Raw genomic sequence first — 22,556 nt, 5'->3', positions numbered from 1 at the left:
CAGACTTTTCAGCTCAGCGCCTCAAGCACCTTGGCGGTAATTGCTTCTACCGAACCAACGCCTTGGATATGGCTGCACTTCGGCTTGCCGTTGGCAGCCGAGAGCTTCTCGTAGAAAGCCACCAGCGGCTTGGTCTGCGAATGGTAGACCGACAGGCGATGACGCACGGTTTCTTCAGTGTCGTCTTTGCGCTGTACCAGCTCTTCACCGGTGATGTCGTCTTTTCCAGCGATTTTCGGCGGGTTGTAGATGACGTGGTACACACGGCCGCTGGCCTCGTGGACACGGCGACCGGCGATACGCTGAACGATTTCTTCGTCGTCAACGGCGATTTCGACTACAGCGTCCAGTTCGACACCGGCAGTAACCAGGGCTTCAGCCTGCGGAATGGTGCGCGGGAAGCCGTCGAACAGGAAGCCGTTGGCGCAGTCAGGTTGCGCAATACGATCCTTGACCAGCGCGATGATCAGGTCATCCGACACCAGGCCGCCGGCATCCATGATGCTCTTGGCTTGAACGCCCAGCGGAGTGCCGGCCTTGACCGCTGCACGCAGCATGTCGCCGGTGGAGATTTGTGGAATGCCGAATTTTTCGGTGATGAACTTAGCCTGAGTACCTTTACCGGCCCCGGGAGCTCCCAGCAGAATGACGCGCATTAGATGTGCTCCTCAATTTTTTTATAAAAAGCTTTTACAAAACAAAGGATTCGCCACTTTGGACGAATCCTGAAAAATACGGGTCGTGGCCGCAGAAACGGCCAAAGGCTGATCAAGATACACAGCAGGCTGCGCCCACACAAGACGCCAAAAGTCGGAGAAACCCGCGCTAGCGGCGACCTTGCGACGCGGTGCACCAAGTCGCAACCCCATCATTTACTGTCGCCTGACCACACTTTTCCCCGTCTGGCCGAGCAGCACCCGACACTCACGCCGGATGCCACACACCGCGCAGAAAACTTTAGCCGGTATTGCGCAAACCGGCGGCAATCCCCGCCACAGACACCAGCAGCGCCTGCTCCACCGGGCTGCCCTGCTCGACATTCTGCTGCCGCGAGCGGGCCAACAGTTCCGCCTGCAATAGATGAAGCGGGTCGAGGTAGGTATTGCGCAGACGAATGAATTCCAGGGTGTCAGGGCTATGTGCGAGCAGTTGCGACTGACCGGTCAAGCCGAGTACCACCGAGCACGCCTGCGACAATAGGTCGCGTAAATGCGCACCCAACGGCAGCAACTCAGGCTCGACCAGACGCTGGTCATAAGACAGCGCAATGTCGGCGTCAGCCTTGGCCAAAACCATTTCCAGCATGTCGATGCGCGTGCGGAAGAACGGCCAATGCTCGCGCATCTGCCCCAGTAACTCGCCTTCGCCACGCTCCAGCGCCTTGCTCAACGCCGATTCCCAACCAAGCCATGCTGGCAACATCAACCGGGTTTGCGTCCAGCCGAAGATCCACGGGATCGCCCGCAGGCTTTCGATGCCGCCGGCACGGCGCTTGGCCGGGCGGCTGCCAAGAGGTAACCGGCCCAACTCCTGCTCTGGCGTAGATTGGCGGAAATACTCGACGAATTGCGGGTTCTCTCGCACCACCCGGCGGTAAGCGCTGACACCGTCGGCCGCCAGTTCGTCCATCAGATGGCGCCACTCCGGCGTCGGTGGCGGTGGAGGCAACAACGTCGCCTCAAGCACAGCGGCGAGGTACAGATTGAGGTTTTGTTCGGCGATGTCCGGCAGGCCGAATTTGAAACGAATCATTTCTCCTTGTTCGGTGGTGCGGAAACGTCCGGCCACCGATCCCGGCGGCTGCGACAGAATCGCCGCGTGAGCCGGGCCGCCGCCCCGCCCTACTGTGCCACCGCGACCATGGAACAACAGCAGTTCGACCTGCTGCTCGCGACAGATCTCCACCAGCCGTTCCTGAGCGCGATATTGCGCCCAGGCCGCTGCGGTGGTGCCGGCGTCCTTGGCCGAGTCGGAGTAGCCAATCATCACTTCCTGCGGGCCTTGCAGCCGCGCACGGTAACCCGGCAATAGCAACAGGCGCTCGATCACCGGCCCGGCGTTATCGAGGTCGGCGAGGGTTTCGAACAGCGGCACCACGCGCATCGGCCGCAGCACGCCAGACTCTTTAAGCAGCAGTTGCACCGCGAGCACGTCGGAAGCGGCGCCAGCCATGGAGATCACGTAGGAACCCAGCGATGCGCCTGGGGCTGCGGCAATTTCCTTGCAGGTGTTGAGCACTTCGGCGGTGTCGGCGGATGGCTTGAAATGCGCCGGCAACAACGGGCGACGATTAGCCAGTTCGCGGGTCAGGAAAGCGATTCGCGCATCCTCATCCCAGTCTTCATAGCGACCGAGGCCCAGGTAATCGGTGATTTCCGTCATCGCCGCGCTGTGCCGCGAGGAATCCTGGCGCACATCGAGACGTACGAGGAACAGGCCGAAGGTAACGGCGCGGCGCAGGCAATCGAGCAAAGGCCCGTCAGCAATCACGCCCATGCCGCATTCGTGCAGCGAGTTGAAACACAGCTCCAGCGGATCGAGCAGATCGCGATTGTTGACGAGCACATCGGCGGGGGCCGGCGTGGTGGCGGTGAGTGAGGCATGCGCCCAGTTGCGGGTGGCACGCAGACGTTCACGCAACTGCTTGAGCACCGCACGATAAGGCTCGGCGCTGTCGCCGGCCTTGGCCTTCAGCGCCTCGCTGGCTTGCTGCATCGACAGTTCGGCAGCCAGATGATCGACGTCGCGCAGGTACAAGTCGGCGGCCATCCAGCGTGCCAGCAGCAACACTTCGCGGGTCACGGCAGCGGTGACATTGGGGTTGCCGTCACGGTCGCCGCCCATCCACGAAGCGAAGCGAATCGGTGCCGCTTCCAGTGGCAGACGCAGGCCGGTCGCTGCATGCAAAGCCTTGTCGGCCTTGCGCATATGGTTGGGAATCGCTTGCCACAGCGAGTGCTCGATCACCGCGAAACCCCATTTGGCTTCGTCGACCGGCGTCGGTCGGGTGCGGCGGATTTCTTCGGTGTGCCAGGCTTCGGCGATCAGGCGTTGCAGGGTGCTCTGGATCTGTTCGCGCTCGGCGCTGGTCAGGTCGCGATGATCTTGCGCCGCGAGTTGCGCAGCGATGGCGTCGTACTTCTGGATCAGCGTGCGCCGGGCTACTTCGGTCGGGTGCGCGGTCAGTACCAGTTCGATTTCCAGCCGCGCCAGTTGCCGGGCCAGCGACTCGGCGCTGTGGCCCTCGCTGCGTAAACGGTCAAGCAATTCTGGCAACACGCGGGATTCGAACGGTGCGGGCTGCGACTCCTCGCGACGATGGATCAACTGATACTGCTCGGCGATATTCGCCAGGTTGAGAAACTGGTTGAACGCCCGCGCCACCGGCAGCAATTCGTCTTCACTCAATTGATTGAGGCTGGCGCTCAGTTCGGCGTCCATAGAGCCACGGCGGTCGGCCTTGGCGCCCTTGCGGATTTGCTCGATCTTGTCGAGAAACCCTTCGCCGTACTGGTCTCGAATGGTGTTGCCCAACAGCTCTCCGAGCAGGTGAACATCCTCGCGCAAGCGTGCATCAATATCGGTCATCAGCGGTTCTCCAGCGTTCATCCGGGCGGCTTAGAAACGAGTGCATGACCTAGAGAGTGCCGCTCTGCGCCGCTTCTTACAAGCAGGCGACGAAGGGACTTTAAACCTTGTGGGCGAAAGCTAGTCTCAACAGTAAGCCTTACAACGGCTTGCCGCCGGCTACGCCGGACACTCACCCAGGCCTGCCACCCGCAGGCACGAAATGAGGTCATCATGAAAATCCGTGAACTCGCCCAGCATTGGGAAGAAAACGCCAAAGGTCGCCTGACCGAAACTGGCTACACGATTCATCTGGACGTCGAGGCCGCCGCGCGCCTGGCGGCGATTGCCGAGATGTACCCCAAGCGGCACGCCGAAGAGCTGCTCGGCGAACTAATCGGTGCCGCCCTTGAAGAGTTCGAAGCGAGCCTGCCGTATGTGAAAGGCTCGACGGTGGTGGCGACCGATGAAGAAGGTGATCCGCTGTATGAAGACGTCGGGCCGACACCGCGTTTTCTTGCACTGTCGCGGCGGCATTTGCATGATTTGTCATCTGCTGAAAACAAGCAAAAACATTGATTGAACAATGCAAGAACCTGTGAGGGCGGGCTTGCGCGCGATGGCGTCAGTTCAGTCACGTACGTATTGAACGGATGGCCTCATCGCTGGCAAGCCAGCTTCCACAGGGACCGTATCTTTCCTCCTGATCTGCGCCATATTCGTTGGCTTCCCACCCCGCGCGTACCACTCCAAACCGCCAAAGTTCCCGCTTTAGAGCCTTGTCTATTCGGTCAGAATTTTTTTTGGCGATAGGCCATCTTTTCTGAACTTTTGAAAAACGCCGCCGGTCGGAACCTGTAACCACGCCTGGAACGAGCGTTTCAAAAACGCGCTTTCATACGACGCTTAAGGCTCCTCGACCAGGATGGATTCAGTTGTTTTCAGGAGATGCCTAATGGAGTTGAAGACCATGAAAAACCAAACCTCGTTTACCCACCTGCGCGGTCTGAAACTGGCCGCCCTGGCAATCGGCACCAGCTTTGTACTGGCCGGTTGCGCTGGTAATCCGCCGACCGAGCAATATGCCGTGACCCAGTCTGCGGTCAACAGCGCGGTCAGCGCCGGTGGTACCGAGTTTGCTGCCGTTGAGATGAAGCAAGCGCAGGACAAACTCAAACAAGCCGAAATCGCCATGCACGACAAGAAGTATGACGATGCCCGTCGCTTGTCCGAGCAGGCCGAGTGGGACGCTCGCGTTGCCGAGCGCAAGGCTCAAGCCGCCAAGGCCGAACTGGCTGTGAAGGATTCCCAGAAAGGTGTTCAGGAACTGCGTCAGGAAAGTCAGCGCCCAGTGAAGTAAGCGCGCATCCCGACCGCAAAGCTGAAACTTTTATTGATAGAAAGGACGACAAATTATGCGTAAGCAACTGATGATCCCTGCTCTTCTGGCCGCAAGCGTTGCCCTGGCTGCCTGCTCCACCCCGCCTAACCCGAACCTGGAACAGGCGCGTACCAACTACGCCGGCCTGCAAGCCAACCCGCAGGCGAGCAAAGTCGCAGCGCTGGAAACCAAAGACGCCAGCGATTACCTGGACAAAGCCGACAAGGCTTACCTGGACAAGCAAGACGCGGCCAAGGTTGACCAATTGGCTTACCTGACCAACCAGCGTGTGGAAGTGGCCAAGCAGACCATCGCCCTGCGTACCGCTGAAAACAACCTGAAGAACGCCGCCGCCCAACGTGCCCAGGCGCGTCTGGATGCTCGCGATCAGCAGATCAAACAGCTGCAGGACAGCCTGAATGCCAAGCAAACCGATCGCGGTACGCTGGTGACCTTCGGTGACGTGCTGTTCGCCACCAACAAGGCTGATCTGAAGTCCAGCGGTCTGGTGAACATCAACAAACTGGCGCAGTTCCTTCAGGAAAACCCTGATCGCAAAGTGATCGTCGAAGGCTATACCGACAGCACTGGCGCAGCGAACTACAACCAGTCGCTGTCCGAGCGTCGTGCGACGTCGGTACAGGTAGCACTGATCAAAATGGGCGTAGATCCTGCGCGCATCGTGGTTCAGGGTTACGGCAAGGAATACCCGGTTGCCGATAACGGCAGCGTTTCCGGCCGTGCGATGAACCGTCGAGTGGAAGTGACCATTTCCAACGACAACCAGCCAGTGATGCCACGTTCGGCTGTCAGCTCGAACTAAGCGCCACGCGGTCACGTAAAAGCCCCGCCTGAGTGATCAGGCGGGGCTTTTTAAGATCAAAAGATCGCAGCCTTCGGCAGCTCCTACATTGGAATGCGATCCCTGGAGCTGCCGAAGGCTGCGATTTTTTTGCTGTTAAGGTTCCAGCTTCTGCGGCGTCTCCTCGCCCATGCAGCGCACTGCTTTCTTCTGTGCGTTGATCAGCACGCCCGTCAATCCCTTCTGCTCGGTATCAAACAACACCAGCACGCCATCAATGCACTGCGCCACTTGCGGTGCAGGCTGAAGCGAGATTTTGTAATCCTCCCCCGGCACAGTCTTGAGCATGGTGAATTCGTTGAGCAGCAACGCATCCTCGGGTTTGGCGAAGTGCAGGTAGCCGTAGTACCACAGTGCACCGACGGTGCCGAGGATGCTGCAGATACCGGTGATGATCAGCGGGATGGCGTTACGTTCTTCACTCATTGCGGACTCTCATCTTCAGAATTCGGGGGTTGCGGGTAATTCGGGATTTCGCCGAGGCGGCGCAGACCGTTGAAGTGCTCGGGATCGTCGAGATAGCGCAGCATCACCTGACGCCACACCGGATCGCCGAAGGTCTGCACATGGCCGCCTCGGGTCAGTTGCAGGACGCGCGGCGGTGGTGCAGCTTGATACAGACGGATGCCGTTGGACATTGGTACCAGCGGGTCGTCGATGCTGTGGAAAATCAGTTTCGGCACGCCGTTGAGCTGCGGCATCGAATTGATCGCGCTGTCGCCATCCGGCACCAGCCACGACAGCGGCACCTGAAACGGCCAGGTCAGCCACGACGTGCTGAGGGCATATTGGCCGACGCTGCGGTAACTGGCGGGCACACCGTCGAGCACCAAGGCTTTGAGCTGTTTCTGCCGCTGCGGATGCTGCGCCAGCCAATGCACGGCCATCGAACCACCGAGGCTCTGACCGAGCAAGATCAGCGGCTTGCCTTTGACTTCGGGCGCCTTGTCCAGCCAGGCGAATGCGGCGTCGATGTCCTGATAGATCGCCGGCAGGCTCGGTTCGCCCTCGGACAGGCCATAACCGCGATAGTCCACCAGCAACACTTGATAGCCGTTTTTCGGCAGCCACCAGCTCCCGCCCAAGTGCATCGGCAGATTGCCGCCGTTGCCGTGCAGGTGCAGGACGGTGCCTTTGACCTCGACGCCGGGTTTGGCTGGCAGCCACCAGGCGTTGAGCTTCAAGCCGTCAGCCGTGACCAGCGTGACGGTGCGAAATTCAAGCTTGGCTTTTTCCGGGGTGAAGATCTGACCCGGTTCGGGGTAGAACAACAGCGAGCTACAACCGCCGAGGGTCAGGAGCAGGCAGAAGATGCCGAGGATTCTCATCCGGTGAAACCTCGCAAAAGATTCGGGTTGGAACACCATTAAGAACTGTAGGAGTGAGCCTGCTCGCGATCGCGGTGTGTCAGTCGCTATTTGTGTTGATTGACATACCGCTATCGCGAGCAGGCTCACTCCTACAGGGGTTTAGTGTGTGGGTTAGAGGATGTTGGAGTAATCCGCTTCGATCCGGTCCAGGCTCAAATGGTTGAGGAAGTTGGAGAAGCACATCCACGCCGACAACGCGTTAAGGTCGCGGAACTGCTCCGGCAGATACTTCGGCGGCACCACCAGCCCTTCGTCGACCAACTGGCGCAACGTGCGCATGTCTTCCAGCGTGGTCTTGCCGCAGAACAACAGCGGGATCTGCTCAAGCTTGCCTTTACGCACGGCCAACTGAATGTAGTTGTAAACCATGATAAAGCCCTTGAGGTAGGACAAGTCTTTGGTGAATGGCAGACCCGTCGGCGTCGACCCACGGAAAACCCGACTGGCGTTGCCGTAGCTTTCCGCCATTTCAAAGCCCTGCTCGCGGAAGAACTCGAACACCTGCAGGAAGTCCGCGCCCTCCTCGACCATGTGAATGGCGCGGGTGCGGTTGGTCAGTTTGCGCAGACGACTCGGGTAGGAGGCAAACGTGATGATTTCCATCAGTATCGCCAGGCCTTCCTGGGTCACCGTCGACGAGGGCGGGCCCTTGGACAGGAAGGTGCAGATCGGCTGGTTCAAACCGTTCAGCGTGGTGCCGACGTGTACCAGACCTTCATGGACTTCCAGTGCGCGCACATCGCGGTCGTTGAACATCGCGTCGGTGCGGATCTTGATGTAATCAGCGCCCGCCGCCGCGTCGGCGACGATGCCGTCGGACTCGAAGACGCGGATGGTTTCCTCGGCCTCGCCAAACACCTTGTTCAGCCGCGTTTGCAGCAGGTGCACGGCGTCCTTGGCAGTGAGGATTTTCGGTTCGTCCTTCAGGTCGCCGCGGCCATCGATGTTGTTCAGGTAGTCGGACATCATCAGACCGAGGTCGGCCAGGGTCGGGTCACCGGCGTGAAACGCATCGGAAGCGGCGCCGTAAAGCTCTTGGGAAATCAGGCCGAAATCTTCGGTGCCGCGCGCTTCGAGCATGCGCACCACCATGCGGTATTCCTTGCACATGCGCCGCATGATCTGCCCGACCGGGTTGAACTGGCCGAGCTGGCGGGTGATGTCGCGCTCGATGTTCTGAAATTCCAGTTTGACCTTGCTCGAATCGAACGACAGCGGCCGGTTGAGGTAGTAGTCGCGATCTACCGCAGGCATTTCCTTGCCTTTGGCCTTGAGGAAGCCCTTGCGCACGTTCTCGTCCCACTTGACCGCATCGAGCACGCGGATCGGCGTCTGCGCCAGCACAATGCGATCGGACAATATGCGTATCGACTGCTGGTAATCGTCCACCCGAAACTCCTGTAGAAAATCTGACGTACTGAATTATTTGGCGCTGTTCTGGCGCTGATAGCGCACCGCTTCGACGAAGACATCGGAATTGGCCGGATCGTCGAGGTAAGCAAAGACCTTGTCGAGGTTGCTGTCGACCTGCACGCCGTCGCCATCGTCGGTCTGGAAGGCCTGACCGTCGAGGACTTTATGCCGGATCGCTTGATTGATCTGTTCGAGATCGAGGTTGTACACCACCAGCTCGCGCTTGTCGGTGAGTTCGAACCCGGCAATGGTGTAGTGGCCGCCGAACCGCCCCGGCACTTTCGCCGACAGATACCAGCGACTGCCATGCCGCGAGACGGTAAACGGGTAAGCCTCGCGCTCGCGGGGTTTGGCCTTGAAGTACGTGACAGCCTGATAGCGGTCGTTGCCGACGCGAGTCAGCTCAAGGCTCATCGGCTCGCCCCAGGCATTGATGCCCGACCATTTGCCGAGCAGGCCTTTGGGCGCAGGGTCACTGGCTGGCAGCGGCTCCTTGAAAGTCACCAGACAGCCACTGAGCAGCAGGAACGACAGGGCGATCAGCACGCCACGCCAGGCTTTCATTCAATACTCCCTATAAACCCACCATTCCCTGTGTAGGAGCTGCCGAAGGCTGCGATCTTTTGATCTGGCTGTTAGAAGATCAAGATCAAAAGATCGCAGCCTTCGGCAGCTCCTACAGGGGGATTGCGTCAGACCGACGCCAATACCAAATGCATATACCGCGTCAGAATGCCGAGCATCTCCTCTTCGGCCAAAGGCTCGGCGTCGTTGAGCAGGCCCTGATATTCCATCCGTCCGATAATCGCCGTCAACACCTTGGCATCCTGCTGCGGTTCACGCGAGCCCAGGACCTGAAACAACTGGCAGGTGCCCTGCAGCAAAATCTGCTGATGGGAGCGCACCAGAATCGCCAGACGCGGGTTGAGCAGCGCTTCCTGACGGAAAGCCTGCTCTGCCATCAAGTGTTCGCGACGGTTGACCAGTTGCCGATGCACGTAGTCGGCCATCAGCCGGGCTATATCGTCGGCCAGTTGCGAGCGCGATTCCGGGCTGCCGTCGCCACTGACCACCATCTCGCGCAACAGGCCTTCATTGTTGATCCACAGCTTGGCCATGTACGCGGCGCTGCGTTCGACATATTGGGCGAAGGTATCGGTGAGCAGGTCATCGATGTCCTTGAAGTAATACGTGGTGGCCGACAGCGGCACACCGGCCTCCGCAGCTACTGCACGGTGACGGACAGCGCGCACGCCGTCACGCACGACAATGCGCATCGCGGCGTCGAGAATGTCCTGGCGACGCTGTTCGCTTCCCTGTCGGCTGGCCTTGCGGCCTTGGTACTGAACACTTTCAGCGACCGCAGTGGCGATACCCGCTGCACCTTCTTGAGCGATTGCAACCATCACGACAGGACTTCCTCTGCTATTTCAAAATTAACCAATTGATACATTTGTACCAGACGGGCAATAAAAAGCCGCCTGTTTTAGGCGGCTTTTTAACTGAAACGATTACGCTTGCGGTCGCATGTGCGGGAACAGGATCACATCGCGGATCGACGGCGAGTTGGTCAGCAACATCACCAGGCGATCGATACCGATCCCTTCACCGGCCGTTGGCGGCATGCCGTACTCCAGCGCGCGAACGAAGTCGGCGTCGTAGTGCATGGCTTCGTCGTCGCCGGCGTCCTTATCGGCCACCTGCGCCATGAAACGCTCGGCCTGGTCTTCCGCATCATTCAACTCGGAGTAGGCGTTAGCGATTTCGCGGCCACCGATGAACAGCTCGAAACGGTCGGTGACGTTCGGGTTGTCATCGTTACGACGGGCCAATGGCGACACTTCGAACGGGTACTGGGTAATGAAATGCGGCTGTTCCAGCTTGTGCTCGACCAGTTCTTCGAAAATCATCACCTGCAGCTTGCCCAGACCTTCGAAGCCCAGCACCTTGGCGCCAGCCTTCTTGGCGATGGCACGCGCCTTGTCGATGTCGTTCAGGTCATCGGCGGTCAGCTCAGGGTTGTACTTGAGGATCGACTCGAACACCGACAGACGCACGAACGGCTCGCCGAAGTGGAACACCTTGTCGCCGTACGGCACGTCGGTGCTGCCCAGAACCAGTTGCGCCAGTTCACGGAACAGTTCTTCGGTCAGGTCCATGTTGTCTTCGTAGTCGGCGTACGCCTGGTAGAACTCCAACATGGTGAATTCAGGGTTGTGACGAGTCGAAACGCCTTCGTTACGGAAGTTGCGGTTGATCTCGAACACTTTTTCGAAGCCGCCAACCACCAGACGCTTCAAGTACAGCTCTGGCGCGATACGCAGGAACATTTCCATGTCCAGCGCGTTGTGGTGGGTTTCGAACGGCTTGGCTGCGGCGCCGCCAGGAATGGTCTGCAGCATCGGCGTTTCGACTTCGAGGAAGTCGCGCTTCATCAGGAAGCTGCGGATGTGCGCGATCACTTGCGAACGCACGCGGAACGTCTGGCGCACTTCTTCGTTGACGATCAGGTCAACGTAACGCTGACGGTAGCGCTGTTCGGTGTCGGTCAGACCGTGGTGCTTGTCCGGCAGCGGGCGCAGCGACTTGGTCAGCAGGCGCACTTCGGTCATTTCAACGTACAGGTCGCCCTTGCCGGAACGGGCCAGGGTGCCAACGGCGGCAATGATGTCGCCCATGTCCCAGGTTTTCACCGCGGCCAGAGTTTCTTCGGACAGGGTTTTACGGTTGACGTAGACCTGAATGCGACCGGTCATGTCCTGAATCACCATGAACGAGCCACGGTTGAGCATGATGCGACCGGCAACCTTGACCGGGATTGCAGCCTCAGCCAGCTCTTCCTTGGTCTTGTCCGCGTATTTCTTCTGCAGTTCTTCGCAGTAGTTTTCACGGCGGAAGTCGTTCGGGAAGGCATTGCCCTTGGCGCGCTCGGCAGCAAGCTTTTCCTTGCGCAGGGCGATCAGGGAGTTTTCTTCCTGTTGCAGGGCTTGCGGATCGAGTTGTTGGTCGCTCATGTCTTTAGATATTCCATCAGGTTCATTGCCCCCGGGCCTTGCGGCCCGGGGATCGCCAGCAGGCTGGCTCCTACAGGGATCGCGTTGAATCAGCCGATCCTGTATTGCGTCTTTTACAGCCCCGATTTCAGGCTGGCTTCCAGGTATTCATCGATGTCGCCATCGAGCACCTTGTCGCAGTCGCTGCGTTCGATGTTGGTCCGCAAATCCTTGATACGCGAGGCATCAAGCACGTAGGAGCGGATCTGGTGACCCCAGCCGATATCGGACTTGGTGTCTTCCAGCGCCTGGGACGCGGCGTTACGTTTCTGCATTTCCTGCTCGTACAACTTGGCCCGCAGCATTTTCATGGCGGTGTCTTTGTTGGCGTGCTGGGAACGTTCGTTCTGGCAGCTGACCACGGTGTTGGTCGGTACGTGAGTAATACGTACGGCCGAGTCGGTGGTGTTTACGTGCTGACCACCGGCACCGGAGGAACGATAGGTGTCGATCCGCAGGTCTGCCGGGTTGATTTCGATTTCCACCTTGTCATCGATCTCTGGCGAGACGAAAACCGCGGAGAACGAGGTGTGGCGACGGTTGCCGGAGTCGAACGGACTCTTGCGCACCAGACGGTGCACGCCGATCTCGGTGCGCAGCCAGCCAAAGGCGTATTCGCCCTTGATGTGCACGGTCGCGCCTTTGATACCGGCGACTTCACCGGCCGACAGTTCCATGATGGTCGCGTCGAAACCGCGTTTGTCAGCCCAGCGCAGGTACATGCGCAGCAGGATGTTGGCCCAGTCCTGGGCTTCGGTGCCACCGGAACCGGCCTGGATGTCCAGGTACGCGTTGTTCGGGTCCATTTCATGGCTGAACATGCGGCGGAATTCAAGCTTGGCGAGGTTTTCCTCGAGACGGGCCAGTTCGGCGACAACATCGCCCACTGCGCCTTCGTCGTTTTCTTCGACAGCCATGTCCAGCAGGTCGCGGCAATCGGCCAGACCGCCGTTCAGTTCGTCGAGGGTATCGACGATCTGCGCCAGCGCAGCGCGCTCGCGGCCCAGTTCCTGGGCGTATTCAGGTTTGTTCCAGACACTCGGATCTTCAAGCTCGCGATTGACCTCGGTCAGACGCTCATGCTTTTGATCGTAGTCAAAGATACCCCCGAATAGTTTCGGAGCGCTCGGACAGGTCCTTGATGGTGTTCAGGATCGGGTTGATTTCCATGACGGGCAGCACTCGTTGGCGAACTTTTGAAAGCCGGCGAGTATAACGTAATCAAGCTGTCACGGCAGCCCGTCTGGCGGGGCGAATCGAGCAGTAATGAACTGTAGGAGCTGCCAAAGGCTGCGATCTTTTGATTTTAAAGATCAAATGATCGCAGCCTTCGGCAGCTCCTACAGGGTTTTGCATTTGTCGTGGGAGTCGGGTTACTCGATCCCCACCTGATTACGGCCATTGTTCTTCGCCAGATACAACCCACGATCCGCCGCCGAAATCAGCAACCGGCAATCACTGCCCGCCTGCGGCACCATCGTCGCCAAGCCGATGCTGATCGTCAGGCTGGCCCCTTCGCTCGGCGTATTGTGCGGAATCTTCAGCGCCGCCACGGTCTGGCGCAACTTTTCCGCCACCAGCCGCGCACCGCCCGGTGATGTGTTCGGCAGCACCAGCGCAAACTCCTCGCCGCCATAACGCGCCGGCAAGTCCGACGGCCGCGCGCTGGCGTCGCGGATCGCCGTAGCAACCTTGCGCAGCGCTTCGTCGCCTTCGACATGGCCGAAGCTGTCGTTGTAGGACTTGAAGTAATCGACGTCGATCATCAACAACGACAACTGGCTCTGGTCACGCAGCGAGCGGCGCCACTCCAGCTCCAGGTATTCGTCAAAGTGACGGCGGTTGGACAGCCCGGTCAGGCCATCGGAGTTCATCAGCCGTTGCAGCACCAGGTTGGTATCGAGCAACTGCTGCTGACTGACCCGCAGCGCACGGTACGCGGCGTCGCGCTGCAACAAGGTCATGTAGGAGCGCGAGTGATAACGGATGCGCGCCACCAGTTCGATGGTGTCCGGCAGTTTCACCAGATAGTCGTTGGCGCCAGCGGAGAACGCCGCGCTCTTGATCAGCGGGTCCTCTTTGGTCGACAGAACGATGATCGGGATGTCCTTGGTCGCCGGGTGATTACGGTATTCGCGCACCAGGCTCAGGCCATCGAGGCCGGGCATGACCAGATCCTGCAGGATCACCGTCGGCTTGATCCGCACCGCCTGCGCGATGGCCTGGTGCGGGTCAGAGCAGAAGTGGAAGTCGATGTTCTCTTCATTCGACAGCCCACGGCGCACGGCTTCGCCGATCATCGCCTGATCGTCCACCAACAACACCATGGCGGCGTTTTCGTCGGTTTTAATGTCATCGATCTGTAAATCATTCATGGGCGGTCACCTGAGTACTGCGGGGGCCAGGATTGCGGATTGGCGTATTCATTTAGGGAAAATCTCCAGCAATCGTGGCGCTATCTTTTCCAGTGGACGGATTTCTACGGCGGCATCAATCGCCGCTGCTGCCTTGGGCATGCCGTACACCGCACTGCTTTGCTGATCCTGCGCGATGGTCAAGTAACCCTGTTGGCGCATGAGCTTAAGCCCTTGCGCGCCGTCGCGTCCCATCCCGGTCAATAAAACCCCGACCGCATCGCCGTTCCAGTAGCTGGCCACGCTTTCAAAAAACACGTCGATCGACGGTCGGTAGATCTCATTGACCGGTTCGGCGGTGTAGGCCAGCGTGCCGTCTTTCAATAATCGAATATGGTGATTGGTGCCGGCCAGAAGCACCGCGCCGGCCTGCGGCGGTTCGCCTTCGCGGGCCAGACGCACGTCCAGGCCGCTGGCGCTGGCCAGCCATTCGGCCATGCCGGCGGCGAACACTTGGTCAACGTGTTGCACCAGGACGATGGCCGCAGAAAAACTGCGCGGCAAACCTTTGAGCAGCACTTCCAGCGCCGCTGGCCCGCCTGCGGACGAGCCGATCGCCACCAGCCGCTGGCACGACGCCGAACTGCGCTGGGGCGCCGGGACCGGACGCGAACGCGTGGGCTTCTCGCCGATCAGCCAGCCGATGTTGAGGATCTTGCGCAGCAGTGGTGCTGCCGCTTCCTGAGCGTTGCCGGCACCAAGTGCGGGTGTGTCTACGACATCCAGCGCACCGTGGCCCATGGCTTCGAAGACCCGATGCACGTTCTGCTGGCGATCGACCGTGACGATCACGATCGCGCATGGACTTTCCGCCATGATCCGCCGCGTAGCCTCGACACCGTCCATCACCGGCATGATCAGATCCATCAGGATCAGATCCGGGGTGTTTTCGGCGCACAGGCGTACCGCCTCGGCGCCGTTGTACGCGACCCAGACCACCTGATGCGCAGGCTCGAAGGCCAGCGCCCGGCGCAGGGCCTCCACCGCCAGCGGCATGTCGTTGACGATCGCAATCTTCATGCCCGCGCTCCCCCGATCAGCTCGACCACTGCATCGAGCAGGGCGTCGTCATGAAAACTGGCTTTGGCTAAATAATAGTCGGCGCCAGCGTCCAGGCCACGGCGCCGGTCTTCTTCGCGATCCTTGTACGACACCACCATCACCGGCAGCGATTGCAGACGGTTGTCGCGACGCAGCAGGGTGACCAGTTCGATGCCGTCCATGCGCGGCATGTCGATGTCGGTGATCAGCAAATCGAAGTCCTCCGAACGCAGCGCGTTCCAGCCGTCCATGCCGTCCACCGCCACCGCCACGTCGTAGCCGCGATTGAGCAGCAGCTTGCGTTGCAGTTCGCGCACGGTCAGCGAGTCGTCGACCACCAGCACTCGCTTGCGCGCCACTTCTGCCGCTTGATTGCCGTGGCGGGCGATGCGTTCCAGGCGCCCGGTATTGAGCAGTTTGTCCACCGAACGCAGCATGTCCTCGACGTCGACGATCAACACCACCGAACCGTCATCGAGCAAGGCCCCGGCGGAAATGTCCTGCACTTTGCCCAGACGCTCGTCCAGCGGCAATACCACCAGCGTGCGCTCGCCAATAAAACGCTCGACCGCCACACCGTAAATCGCATCGCGCTCGCGAATCACCACGACTTTCAGGGTTTCCCCGCCGCTCTGGCTGGCCGGACGGTTCAGCAACTGACTGGCCGCGACCAGCCCGACATGCCGGCCTTCGTGCCAGAAATGCTGGCGCCCCTCGACCTGCACGATGTCCTCGGGGGCCAGATCGCACATACGCTCGATATGCGCCAGCGGAAAGGCGTAAGCCTCTTCGCCGACTTCCACCACCAGACTGCGCACCACCGACAACGTCAGCGGCACTTCCAGATGAAAACGGCTGCCCTCGCCCGCCGTCTGCTCCAACACGACCGCGCCGCGCAGTTGACGCACCATGTGCTGCACCGCATCCAGACCGACGCCGCGACCGGACACTTCAGTGACCTTGTCGCGCAGGCTGAACCCGGGCAGAAACAGGAACGTCAGCAGCTCTTCTTCGCTCAACTGCGCCGCCGTTTCGGGTGGGGATAACTGGCGCTCGACGATGCTGCGGCGAACCTTTTCCAGATCCACACCATTGCCGTCATCGCTCAACTCCAGCACCAGCAGTCCGGCCTGGTGCGAGGCGCGCAGGCGGATCAGCCCCTCCTCAGGCTTGCCCTTGAGCACACGCTGCTCTGGGGTTTCGATACCGTGGTCAACCGCGTTGCGCAGTAAATGTGTGAGCGGCGCTTCGAGTTTTTCCAGCACGTCGCGGTCGACTTGAGTCTTCTCGCCTTCGATCTCCAGCCGCACCTGCTTGCCGAGACTGCGGCCCAGATCGCGGACCATGCGTACCTGACCGCTGAGCACATCGGCGAATGGCCGCATGCGGCAGGCCAACGCGGTGTCATAAAGCACTTGCGCTCGTTGGCTGGCCTGCCAGGCGAACTCGTCGAGTTCGGCGTTTTTCTCGATCAGCAGTTGCTGCGATTCAGCGAGCAAGCGCCGCGCATCTTCCAGCGCTTCCAGCGCCTCAAGGCTCAACGCGTGTTCCTTGAGGTGGACGTTGAGGTTTTCCAGTGCGCGCAGACCGTTGTTCTGCATCCGTTTGAGGCGTTGCATGGTCGCCAGATGCGGCTTGAGGCGCTGGGTTTCCACCAGCGATTTGCTCGACAGATCGAGCAGGCTGTTCAGGCGTTCGGCAGTGACGCGCAGCACGCGCTCGCCGCCTTCGGTGGTGCGTTTGTTCTTGCGCGGGGCCGGTTCGAATGACTCGAGCGGAACCTCTAACGAAGGCGCCGGCACTGACGGTGCTTCGAGTTGCAACTCGGCCATGATGGGTGCAGCGACCGGTGCTGGCGGTGCCGACGGGTCGAGCAGTTGCCCCATCAACGCCACATAAGCCTCAATGTCTGGCGGTTGCGGTGCGTTCGCGGGCGTGGCAATACGCATCAGCAGGTCGGTGCCCTGCAACAACGCGTCGATATGTTCCGGGCGCAGCAACAAACGCCCTTCCTGCGCACTGACCAGACAGTCTTCCATGACGTGGGCGACGCTGACGCCGCTGTCGATGCCGACGATCCGCGCCGCGCCTTTGAGCGAGTGCGCTGCACGCATGCACGATTCGAGGTGATCGGCCTGGGTCGGGTTACGCTCCAGCGCCAACAGCCCTGCACTCAGCACTTGGGTCTGGGCTTCGGCTTCAAGGCTGAACAGCTCCAGCAAGGAGGCGTCGCGCATTTGCTCGGGGGTCATGTGAGGCTCCGGGTCACGGCGGACAGCAGCTGTTCTTCATCCAGCCAACGCAGGCTGCGGCCCCGATACTGCAGGACGCCACGGGTGTATTTGGCGCTGGCTTGTGCACCGGATTGCGAGGCGGCGTCGAGAATTCGCTCGTCAATCGCATGGATGCCGTCGACTTCATCCACCGGCACCACCACCGGCCCGCCATTGGCGGCGATGATCAGCATGCGCGGCATGATTCGCCCGCCGTTGGCCGGGGCCGCGTTGCCATCCAGATCCAGCAGTTCGACCAGCGACAGGCACGCCACCAGCGCACCGCGCACATTCGCCACGCCAAGCAAGGCCCGCGAGCGCTGGTGCGGCAACGAGTGAATCGCCTGCATCGGTGCCACTTCAACCAGACTGCGTGTCGCCAGCCCGAGCCATTCTTCGCCGAGACGGAACATCAGCAGCGAACGGGTTTTCAGCTCGGTTTCGACGGCAATCGCCACCGGGTCACGCTCGTCCTGCTGCAAGGCATAGCGATCGAGCAGGCGTGTGGCGGCGGCGGAGTACACCGAGCAGTTGCGGCAATGGATGTGTTCTTCCAGCAACGGGCACGACTTGTCGCCGTGAATGCCGATGCGGTTCCAGCAGTCATCGATGGCCCGGGCGTCTTCGTGGGTGACGTTCAAGGTGTCGGACGGGATCATCGTTTACGCTCACTGTCGGCGGTGCGCCCGCTACGCGCGGCGCGTTCCTGCAATCGTCTGGCACCGGCGCTGTCGCCCTGGGCTTGCAGCAACGCGGCCAGGTGCATCAGCGCTTCGGGGTGTTGCGGTTCGAGGTACAAGGCTTTGCGGTAATAACCCTGGGCCTCAAGCGTCAGACCGGCGACATCGCTGAGCAGGCCGAGCCAATAGAAGACCTGCGCCACCGGCTCGTGGCTGCGCAAAAACTGATCGCACGCGGCGCGGGCTTCGGCACTTTTACCTTCGTTGGCCAGCGCAGCAATGTTGGCCAGCAACGTTGCAGCGTCCGTGTTTGCGCTTTTGCTGGTGATCGGCAGCGGCGTCACAGCGGCAAACGGACGATTGCGCACCGGCGGTGGCGGCGCACTGCGCAGCGGTTGGCTGACGGGCAACGGAATGGGTTTGGGGATCGGCAGCGGCTCCGGCACAGGCTCGCTGTGGCGACTGAACGCAAACGACTGCGGGATGCCGATCGAACGCATGCCCAGCCGCCCGAGCAGACTGCCCTCGGCCGGGCCGATAAACAGCACGCCGTCAATGTGGGTCAGGCGCTTGAGCACTTCGAAGACCTGCTTCTGGGTCGGCAGATCGAAATAGATCAGCAGGTTGCGGCAGAACACAAAGTCGAAGGCTGGCTCGTTGACCAACAACGACGGATCGAGGACGTTGCCGACCTGCAAACGCACTTGTTCGCGGACGTTATCGTTGACCTGATGGCCGTCCTGCTCAGGCGTAAAATGCCGCTCGCGGAAGTCCAGATCCTGGCCGCGAAACGAGTTCTTGCCGTACAAAGCGCGCCGCGCCTTTTCCACCGAGATCGGGCTGACGTCCATGCCGTCGACCTTGAATTGATGCGGTTTGAGTCCTGCATCAAGCAACGCCATGGCAATTGAATAGGGCTCTTCGCCGGTGGAACACGGCAGGCTGAGGATGCGCAAGGCGCGCATGTTGTTCAGCTCGCCGAGGCGCTTGCGCGCCAGTTTGCCCAGCGTGGCGAAAGATTCCGGGTAACGGAAAAACCAGGTTTCGGGAACGATCACCGCTTCGATCAGCGCCTGTTGCTCATCTCGCGAGCCTTGCAGCAGTTGCCAATATTCGGCGGCATTGGCGGCTTGCGAAAGTGTGGTGCGCTGACGCACCGCCCGCTCGATGATCGCCGGCCCCACCGACGTGACATCAAGGCCGATGCGTTCCTTGAGGAAGTCGAAAAAGCGCTGATCGCCGCTCATGATTGCGCCTCAAGCTGCGCCGGATCCCGTGGCGGATTCGGAAACAGCAACCCGCGCACTGAATCATCGAGCAAGTCACTGACTCGGACCCATTGCACCAGCCCTTGCGCGTCCTCGCGTACCGGGCCGAGGTACGGCGCTTCCCGGTTGTCGAGGCCGTAAGGCTGAAAATCCTCGGGATCGCAGCGCAAAGTGTCGGTGGCCTGCTCAAGAATCAGCCCGAGCCATTGCGCCGCTTGTGCTGCGTCCGGGCGATAGTGAACCAGCACCAGACGCGTGCTGGTGCGCGCCTCGGCAGACTGACCAAAAGTCAGCGCACTGAGATCAATCACCGGCACCACCGCACCACGATAGGCAAACACCCCGGCGACCCATTGCGGCGCGCGGGCAATCGGTTTCAACGGCAGACGCGGCAGCACTTCCGCCACTTCAGTGGCGCGCAAGGCGTAGCGCTCGCTGCCGATACGAAACAACAGGAACAACGCCTTCTTCGCCACTTGGGCGACGCTGCGTTTGGCGATGATCTCGCTCATCAGACTTTGAATCGCGAAACGCCGCTGCGCAGCCCGACGGCCACCTGGCTCAGTTCGTCGATAGCGAAACTGGCCTGACGCAACGACTCGACAGTCTGGCTGCTGGCGTCGCCCAACTGCACCAGCGCATGATTGATCTGCTCGGCGCCGGTGGCCTGGGCCTGCATGCCTTCGTTGACCATCAACACTCGCGGCGCCAGCGCCTGCACCTGATGGATGATCTGCGACAACTGCTCACCGACCTGCTGCACTTCGGACATGCCACGGCGCACTTCTTCAGAGAACTTGTCCATGCCCATCACGCCCGCCGACACGGCCGACTGGATCTCACGGACCATTTGTTCAATGTCATAGGTCGCGACGGCGGTCTGATCCGCCAGGCGCCGCACTTCGGTGGCGACCACGGCAAAACCGCGACCGTATTCGCCGGCCTTCTCGGCCTCGATCGCCGCGTTAAGCGAGAGCAGGTTGGTCTGGTCGGCGACCTTGACGATGGTCACCACCACCTGATTGATGTTGCCGGCCTTCTCGTTGAGGATCGCCAGTTTGGCGTTGACCAGATCAGCAGCGCCCATCACCGAGTGCATGGTGTCTTCCATGCGCGCCAGGCCCTGCTGGCCGGAACCGGCAAGTACAGAAGCCTGATCGGCGGCGGTGGAGACTTCGGTCATGGTGCGCACCAGATCCCGCGAAGTGGCGGCAATCTCACGGGAGGTCGCGCCAATCTCGGTGGTGGTGGCGGCGGTTTCAGTCGCGGTGGCTTGCTGCTGCTTGGAGGTGGCGGCGATCTCGGTCACCGAGGTAGTCACTTGCACCGACGAGCGTTGCGCCTGGGACACCAGCGCGGTCAGCTCGGTCATCATGTCGTTGAAGCCGGTTTCCACTGCGCCGAATTCGTCTTTGCGGTCGAGGTTCAGTCGGCTGCTCAAGTCGCCGGTGCGCATGATTTCGAGAATTTCCACGATGCGGTTCATCGGCGCCATGATCGCGCGCATCAGCAGCAGACCGCAGGCACCGGCCGCCAGAACGGCCACCAGCAGCGAGATGAACATGCTGATCTTGGCAGACGCAACCGCGTCATCGATGTTGGCCATCGCCTGGTCGGCAACTGCCTTGTTCTCGCCGATGATGTCGTTGAGTTTCATCCGGCCGCTGTACCAGGCCGGAGTCAGTTTCTCATTGAACAGCTTGAGCGCATCGGCCTCCAGATTGCGCCCGTGCAGGCTCAGCACCTGGTCCTGAATCTGCATGTAGGCATCGTGATACTTCTCGAAGGCAGCGAATTCGTTACGGTCCTCATCGGTGGCCATGGTCTTGCGGTAGTTGGCCATCTGTTCCTGCAGGCGGTTTTCGAACGCCTTGAAGTCCGCCGCATCTTCGCTGCTGATGCCCTGCCCTTCCTTCAGGCCGAGCAGCTCTTGGGTCTGCAAGTAACTGTCGACCCATGCACCACGGATCATCGAGCTGTAATAGACGCCGGGAATCGCGTCGTCACGGACGCTGTTTTCACTGGCCTCGATCTTCAACAGCCGTGAATACGAGACGACAACCATCAGCAACATGATGGCGATAATCACCGCAAAGCTCGCCAAAATGCGTTGGCGCAACGTCCAGTTCTTCACAGTGATTCCTCGTGGCTCAGTCGAAATGCGGGGAGTATAGCCGAGGGCGCTGTTTCATTTATAAGACGCTTTTTAACCCTCCGGCCTGTCTGCGCTGTGCACAGCAGGCTCTGGATGGGGACTTTCACGCAGGCGGGGCGCGGCTGGCCAGTGACGGATTGGCAGAAAGGGGCGCTGGATCGGTCATTTGCCAAAGCGTTGGCTTCCGACCGATGAAGGCCATGAGCCATGATGCGCAAGAAGTTGCGCACATGCCCGTAATATTTCGCCCTTAAATTCGCTACAGCCCAAGCCAGCCATGGGCTGTAGCCAAGTGCGCAAGAAGTTGCGCAGTACTGCGCAACTTCTTGCGCACTTTTACCCTCCACAGCCTGAATAAATTTCTAAAAAACGCACTCCAGAGCGGCTTCACCCCCGCCTTCCGGGGACTTCACAAAACCTGGCACGCTCCTTGATAACAGTCAGGCACCCACCGGGCGATTTCGCCTCCCGGGCACCCTAAATTTATCCGCAAGGAGAGCATCCCATGGCAACACCAGCGTACATGTCGGTTACCGGCGAAAAACAAGGCCTGATCACTGCCGGCGCCTTCACCGCCGACTCCGTTGGCAACACCTATCAGGAAGGCCACGAAGACCAGGTTATGGTTCAGGCTTTCAGCCACGACGTGATCATCCCGCGTGACCCACAATCCGGTCAGCCAACCGGTCAGCGCGTTCACAAGCCAGTTGTGATCACCAAGGTCTACGACAAGGCTTCGCCTCTGCTGCAAGCCGCTCTGACTTCCGGCGAGCGCATGAGCGAAATCGTTATCCAGTGGTTCCGTACTTCGGCTCAAGGTACTCAAGAGCACTACTACACCACCAAACTGGAAGACGCGATCATCGTCGCCATCAACAACAAAATGCACAACTGCCAGGATCCAGGCAACTCGCACTTCACCCACCTGGAAGAAGTGCAGTTCACCTACCGCAAAATCACCTGGACCCACGAAGTATCCGGTACTTCGGGTTCCGATGACTGGCGTGCTCCAGTCGTTTAATTACGGCTGATCGTTACAAGCATCGACCAGCTCTGCTGGTCGATGTTGTTTACGCCCC

20 protein-coding genes are annotated in these 22,556 nt (G+C 60.2%); 4 read left to right on the top strand and 16 right to left on the bottom strand.

Annotated elements, in window-relative coordinates; translation table 11 throughout:
* Positions 1-8: 8 nt before the first annotated feature.
* Together adk and ppc are read right to left on the bottom strand one after the other, a co-directional pair.
* On the bottom strand, positions 9-656 hold the full coding sequence (gene adk, locus PSH79_RS05525; RefSeq protein ID WP_305441617.1) for an adenylate kinase: 648 nt from the start codon (positions 654-656) through the stop codon (positions 9-11).
* 301 nt (positions 657-957) lie between these two features.
* Entirely contained in the window at positions 958-3,588 is a 2,631-nt protein-coding gene (gene ppc, locus PSH79_RS05520; protein ID WP_305441616.1) for a phosphoenolpyruvate carboxylase, read from the bottom strand.
* A 213-nt stretch (positions 3,589-3,801) separates the two neighbouring features.
* Here ppc and PSH79_RS05515 point away from each other — a divergent pair, with 213 nt between their 5' ends.
* The 3 genes from PSH79_RS05515 to PSH79_RS05505 all read left to right on the top strand — a co-directional run bounded on the left by PSH79_RS05515 (position 3,802) and on the right by PSH79_RS05505 (position 5,771).
* On the top strand, positions 3,802-4,146 hold the full coding sequence (locus tag PSH79_RS05515) for a pilin assembly protein (protein ID WP_305441615.1): 345 nt from the start codon (positions 3,802-3,804) through the stop codon (positions 4,144-4,146).
* A 376-nt stretch (positions 4,147-4,522) separates the two neighbouring features.
* The gene (locus tag PSH79_RS05510; protein ID WP_095189401.1) at positions 4,523-4,927 is read left to right on the top strand and encodes a DUF4398 domain-containing protein; all 405 of its coding nucleotides are present in this window, start codon (positions 4,523-4,525) and stop codon (positions 4,925-4,927) included.
* 55 nt (positions 4,928-4,982) lie between these two features.
* A complete protein-coding gene (locus PSH79_RS05505) occupies positions 4,983-5,771 on the top strand; it encodes an OmpA family protein (protein ID WP_305441613.1) in 789 nt (262 codons plus the stop codon).
* 135 nt (positions 5,772-5,906) lie between these two features.
* Here the strand turns inward: PSH79_RS05505 and PSH79_RS05500 are convergent, their stop codons facing one another.
* The 14 genes from PSH79_RS05500 to PSH79_RS05435 form a co-directional block, all read right to left on the bottom strand.
* Positions 5,907-6,236, bottom strand: coding sequence for a hypothetical protein (locus PSH79_RS05500; RefSeq protein ID WP_210622020.1), 330 nt, complete (start codon positions 6,234-6,236; stop codon positions 5,907-5,909).
* Positions 6,233-7,138 carry an alpha/beta hydrolase gene (locus PSH79_RS05495; RefSeq protein WP_305441612.1) on the bottom strand — a complete coding sequence of 302 codons (906 nt, stop codon included), beginning with the start codon at positions 7,136-7,138 and terminating at the stop codon, positions 6,233-6,235. Before PSH79_RS05495 ends, PSH79_RS05500 begins: the two co-directional genes overlap by 4 nt.
* A 153-nt stretch (positions 7,139-7,291) precedes the next feature.
* Complete coding sequence (locus tag PSH79_RS05490; protein WP_305441611.1) at positions 7,292-8,569, bottom strand: flavohemoglobin expression-modulating QEGLA motif protein; 1,278 nt, start codon at positions 8,567-8,569, stop codon at positions 7,292-7,294.
* A 33-nt stretch (positions 8,570-8,602) separates the two neighbouring features.
* Positions 8,603-9,157: a hypothetical protein gene (locus PSH79_RS05485; protein WP_305441610.1), complete on the bottom strand. Its 555-nt coding sequence runs from the start codon at positions 9,155-9,157 to the stop codon at positions 8,603-8,605.
* A gap of 128 nt (positions 9,158-9,285) precedes the next feature.
* Entirely contained in the window at positions 9,286-9,999 is a 714-nt protein-coding gene (locus tag PSH79_RS05480) for a TetR/AcrR family transcriptional regulator (protein WP_305443880.1), read from the bottom strand.
* Between the two features lie 105 nt (positions 10,000-10,104).
* Positions 10,105-11,607: a lysine--tRNA ligase gene (gene lysS, locus PSH79_RS05475; RefSeq protein WP_305441609.1), complete on the bottom strand. Its 1,503-nt coding sequence runs from the start codon at positions 11,605-11,607 to the stop codon at positions 10,105-10,107.
* 113 nt (positions 11,608-11,720) lie between these two features.
* Positions 11,721-12,816, bottom strand: a protein-coding gene (gene prfB, locus PSH79_RS05470; protein WP_099758102.1) for a peptide chain release factor 2 whose coding sequence is annotated in 2 segments (ribosomal slippage) — positions 11,721-12,743 and positions 12,745-12,816 — 1,095 coding nt in all. Because the reading frame shifts where the segments join, the coding sequence is not laid out codon by codon here.
* Positions 12,817-13,019: 203 nt separating this feature from the next.
* Positions 13,020-14,021: a PleD family two-component system response regulator gene (locus PSH79_RS05465; protein ID WP_007964207.1), complete on the bottom strand. Its 1,002-nt coding sequence runs from the start codon at positions 14,019-14,021 to the stop codon at positions 13,020-13,022.
* A gap of 48 nt (positions 14,022-14,069) precedes the next feature.
* A complete protein-coding gene (locus tag PSH79_RS05460; RefSeq protein WP_305441607.1) occupies positions 14,070-15,080 on the bottom strand; it encodes a chemotaxis response regulator protein-glutamate methylesterase in 1,011 nt (336 codons plus the stop codon).
* Positions 15,077-17,353 carry a hybrid sensor histidine kinase/response regulator gene (locus PSH79_RS05455; RefSeq protein ID WP_305441606.1) on the bottom strand — a complete coding sequence of 759 codons (2,277 nt, stop codon included), beginning with the start codon at positions 17,351-17,353 and terminating at the stop codon, positions 15,077-15,079. The genes PSH79_RS05460 and PSH79_RS05455 overlap by 4 nt, the downstream gene beginning before the upstream one ends.
* Positions 17,350-18,033 carry a chemotaxis protein CheW gene (locus PSH79_RS05450; protein ID WP_305441605.1) on the bottom strand — a complete coding sequence of 228 codons (684 nt, stop codon included), beginning with the start codon at positions 18,031-18,033 and terminating at the stop codon, positions 17,350-17,352. The genes PSH79_RS05455 and PSH79_RS05450 overlap by 4 nt, the downstream gene beginning before the upstream one ends.
* On the bottom strand, positions 18,030-19,301 hold the full coding sequence (locus tag PSH79_RS05445; protein WP_305441604.1) for a protein-glutamate O-methyltransferase CheR: 1,272 nt from the start codon (positions 19,299-19,301) through the stop codon (positions 18,030-18,032). Before PSH79_RS05445 ends, PSH79_RS05450 begins: the two co-directional genes overlap by 4 nt.
* The gene (locus PSH79_RS05440) at positions 19,298-19,834 is read right to left on the bottom strand and encodes a chemotaxis protein CheW (protein WP_305441603.1); all 537 of its coding nucleotides are present in this window, start codon (positions 19,832-19,834) and stop codon (positions 19,298-19,300) included. Before PSH79_RS05440 ends, PSH79_RS05445 begins: the two co-directional genes overlap by 4 nt.
* Positions 19,834-21,456, bottom strand: a complete 1,623-nt coding sequence (locus PSH79_RS05435) for a methyl-accepting chemotaxis protein (protein ID WP_305441602.1) — start codon at positions 21,454-21,456, stop codon at positions 19,834-19,836. The genes PSH79_RS05440 and PSH79_RS05435 overlap by 1 nt, the downstream gene beginning before the upstream one ends.
* 526 nt (positions 21,457-21,982) lie before the next feature.
* Here PSH79_RS05435 and PSH79_RS05430 point away from each other — a divergent pair.
* Positions 21,983-22,498, top strand: a complete 516-nt coding sequence (locus tag PSH79_RS05430) for an Hcp family type VI secretion system effector (protein ID WP_007919523.1) — start codon at positions 21,983-21,985, stop codon at positions 22,496-22,498.
* Positions 22,499-22,556 lie beyond the last annotated feature (58 nt).

Origin of the sequence: Pseudomonas sp. FP2196, from assembly GCF_030687715.1 — a bacterium.
Taxonomy (GTDB): domain Bacteria; phylum Pseudomonadota; class Gammaproteobacteria; order Pseudomonadales; family Pseudomonadaceae; genus Aquipseudomonas.
The sequence above is the reverse complement of the archived record's forward strand: the minus strand, read 5'-3'. Positions and strand labels throughout refer to the sequence as shown.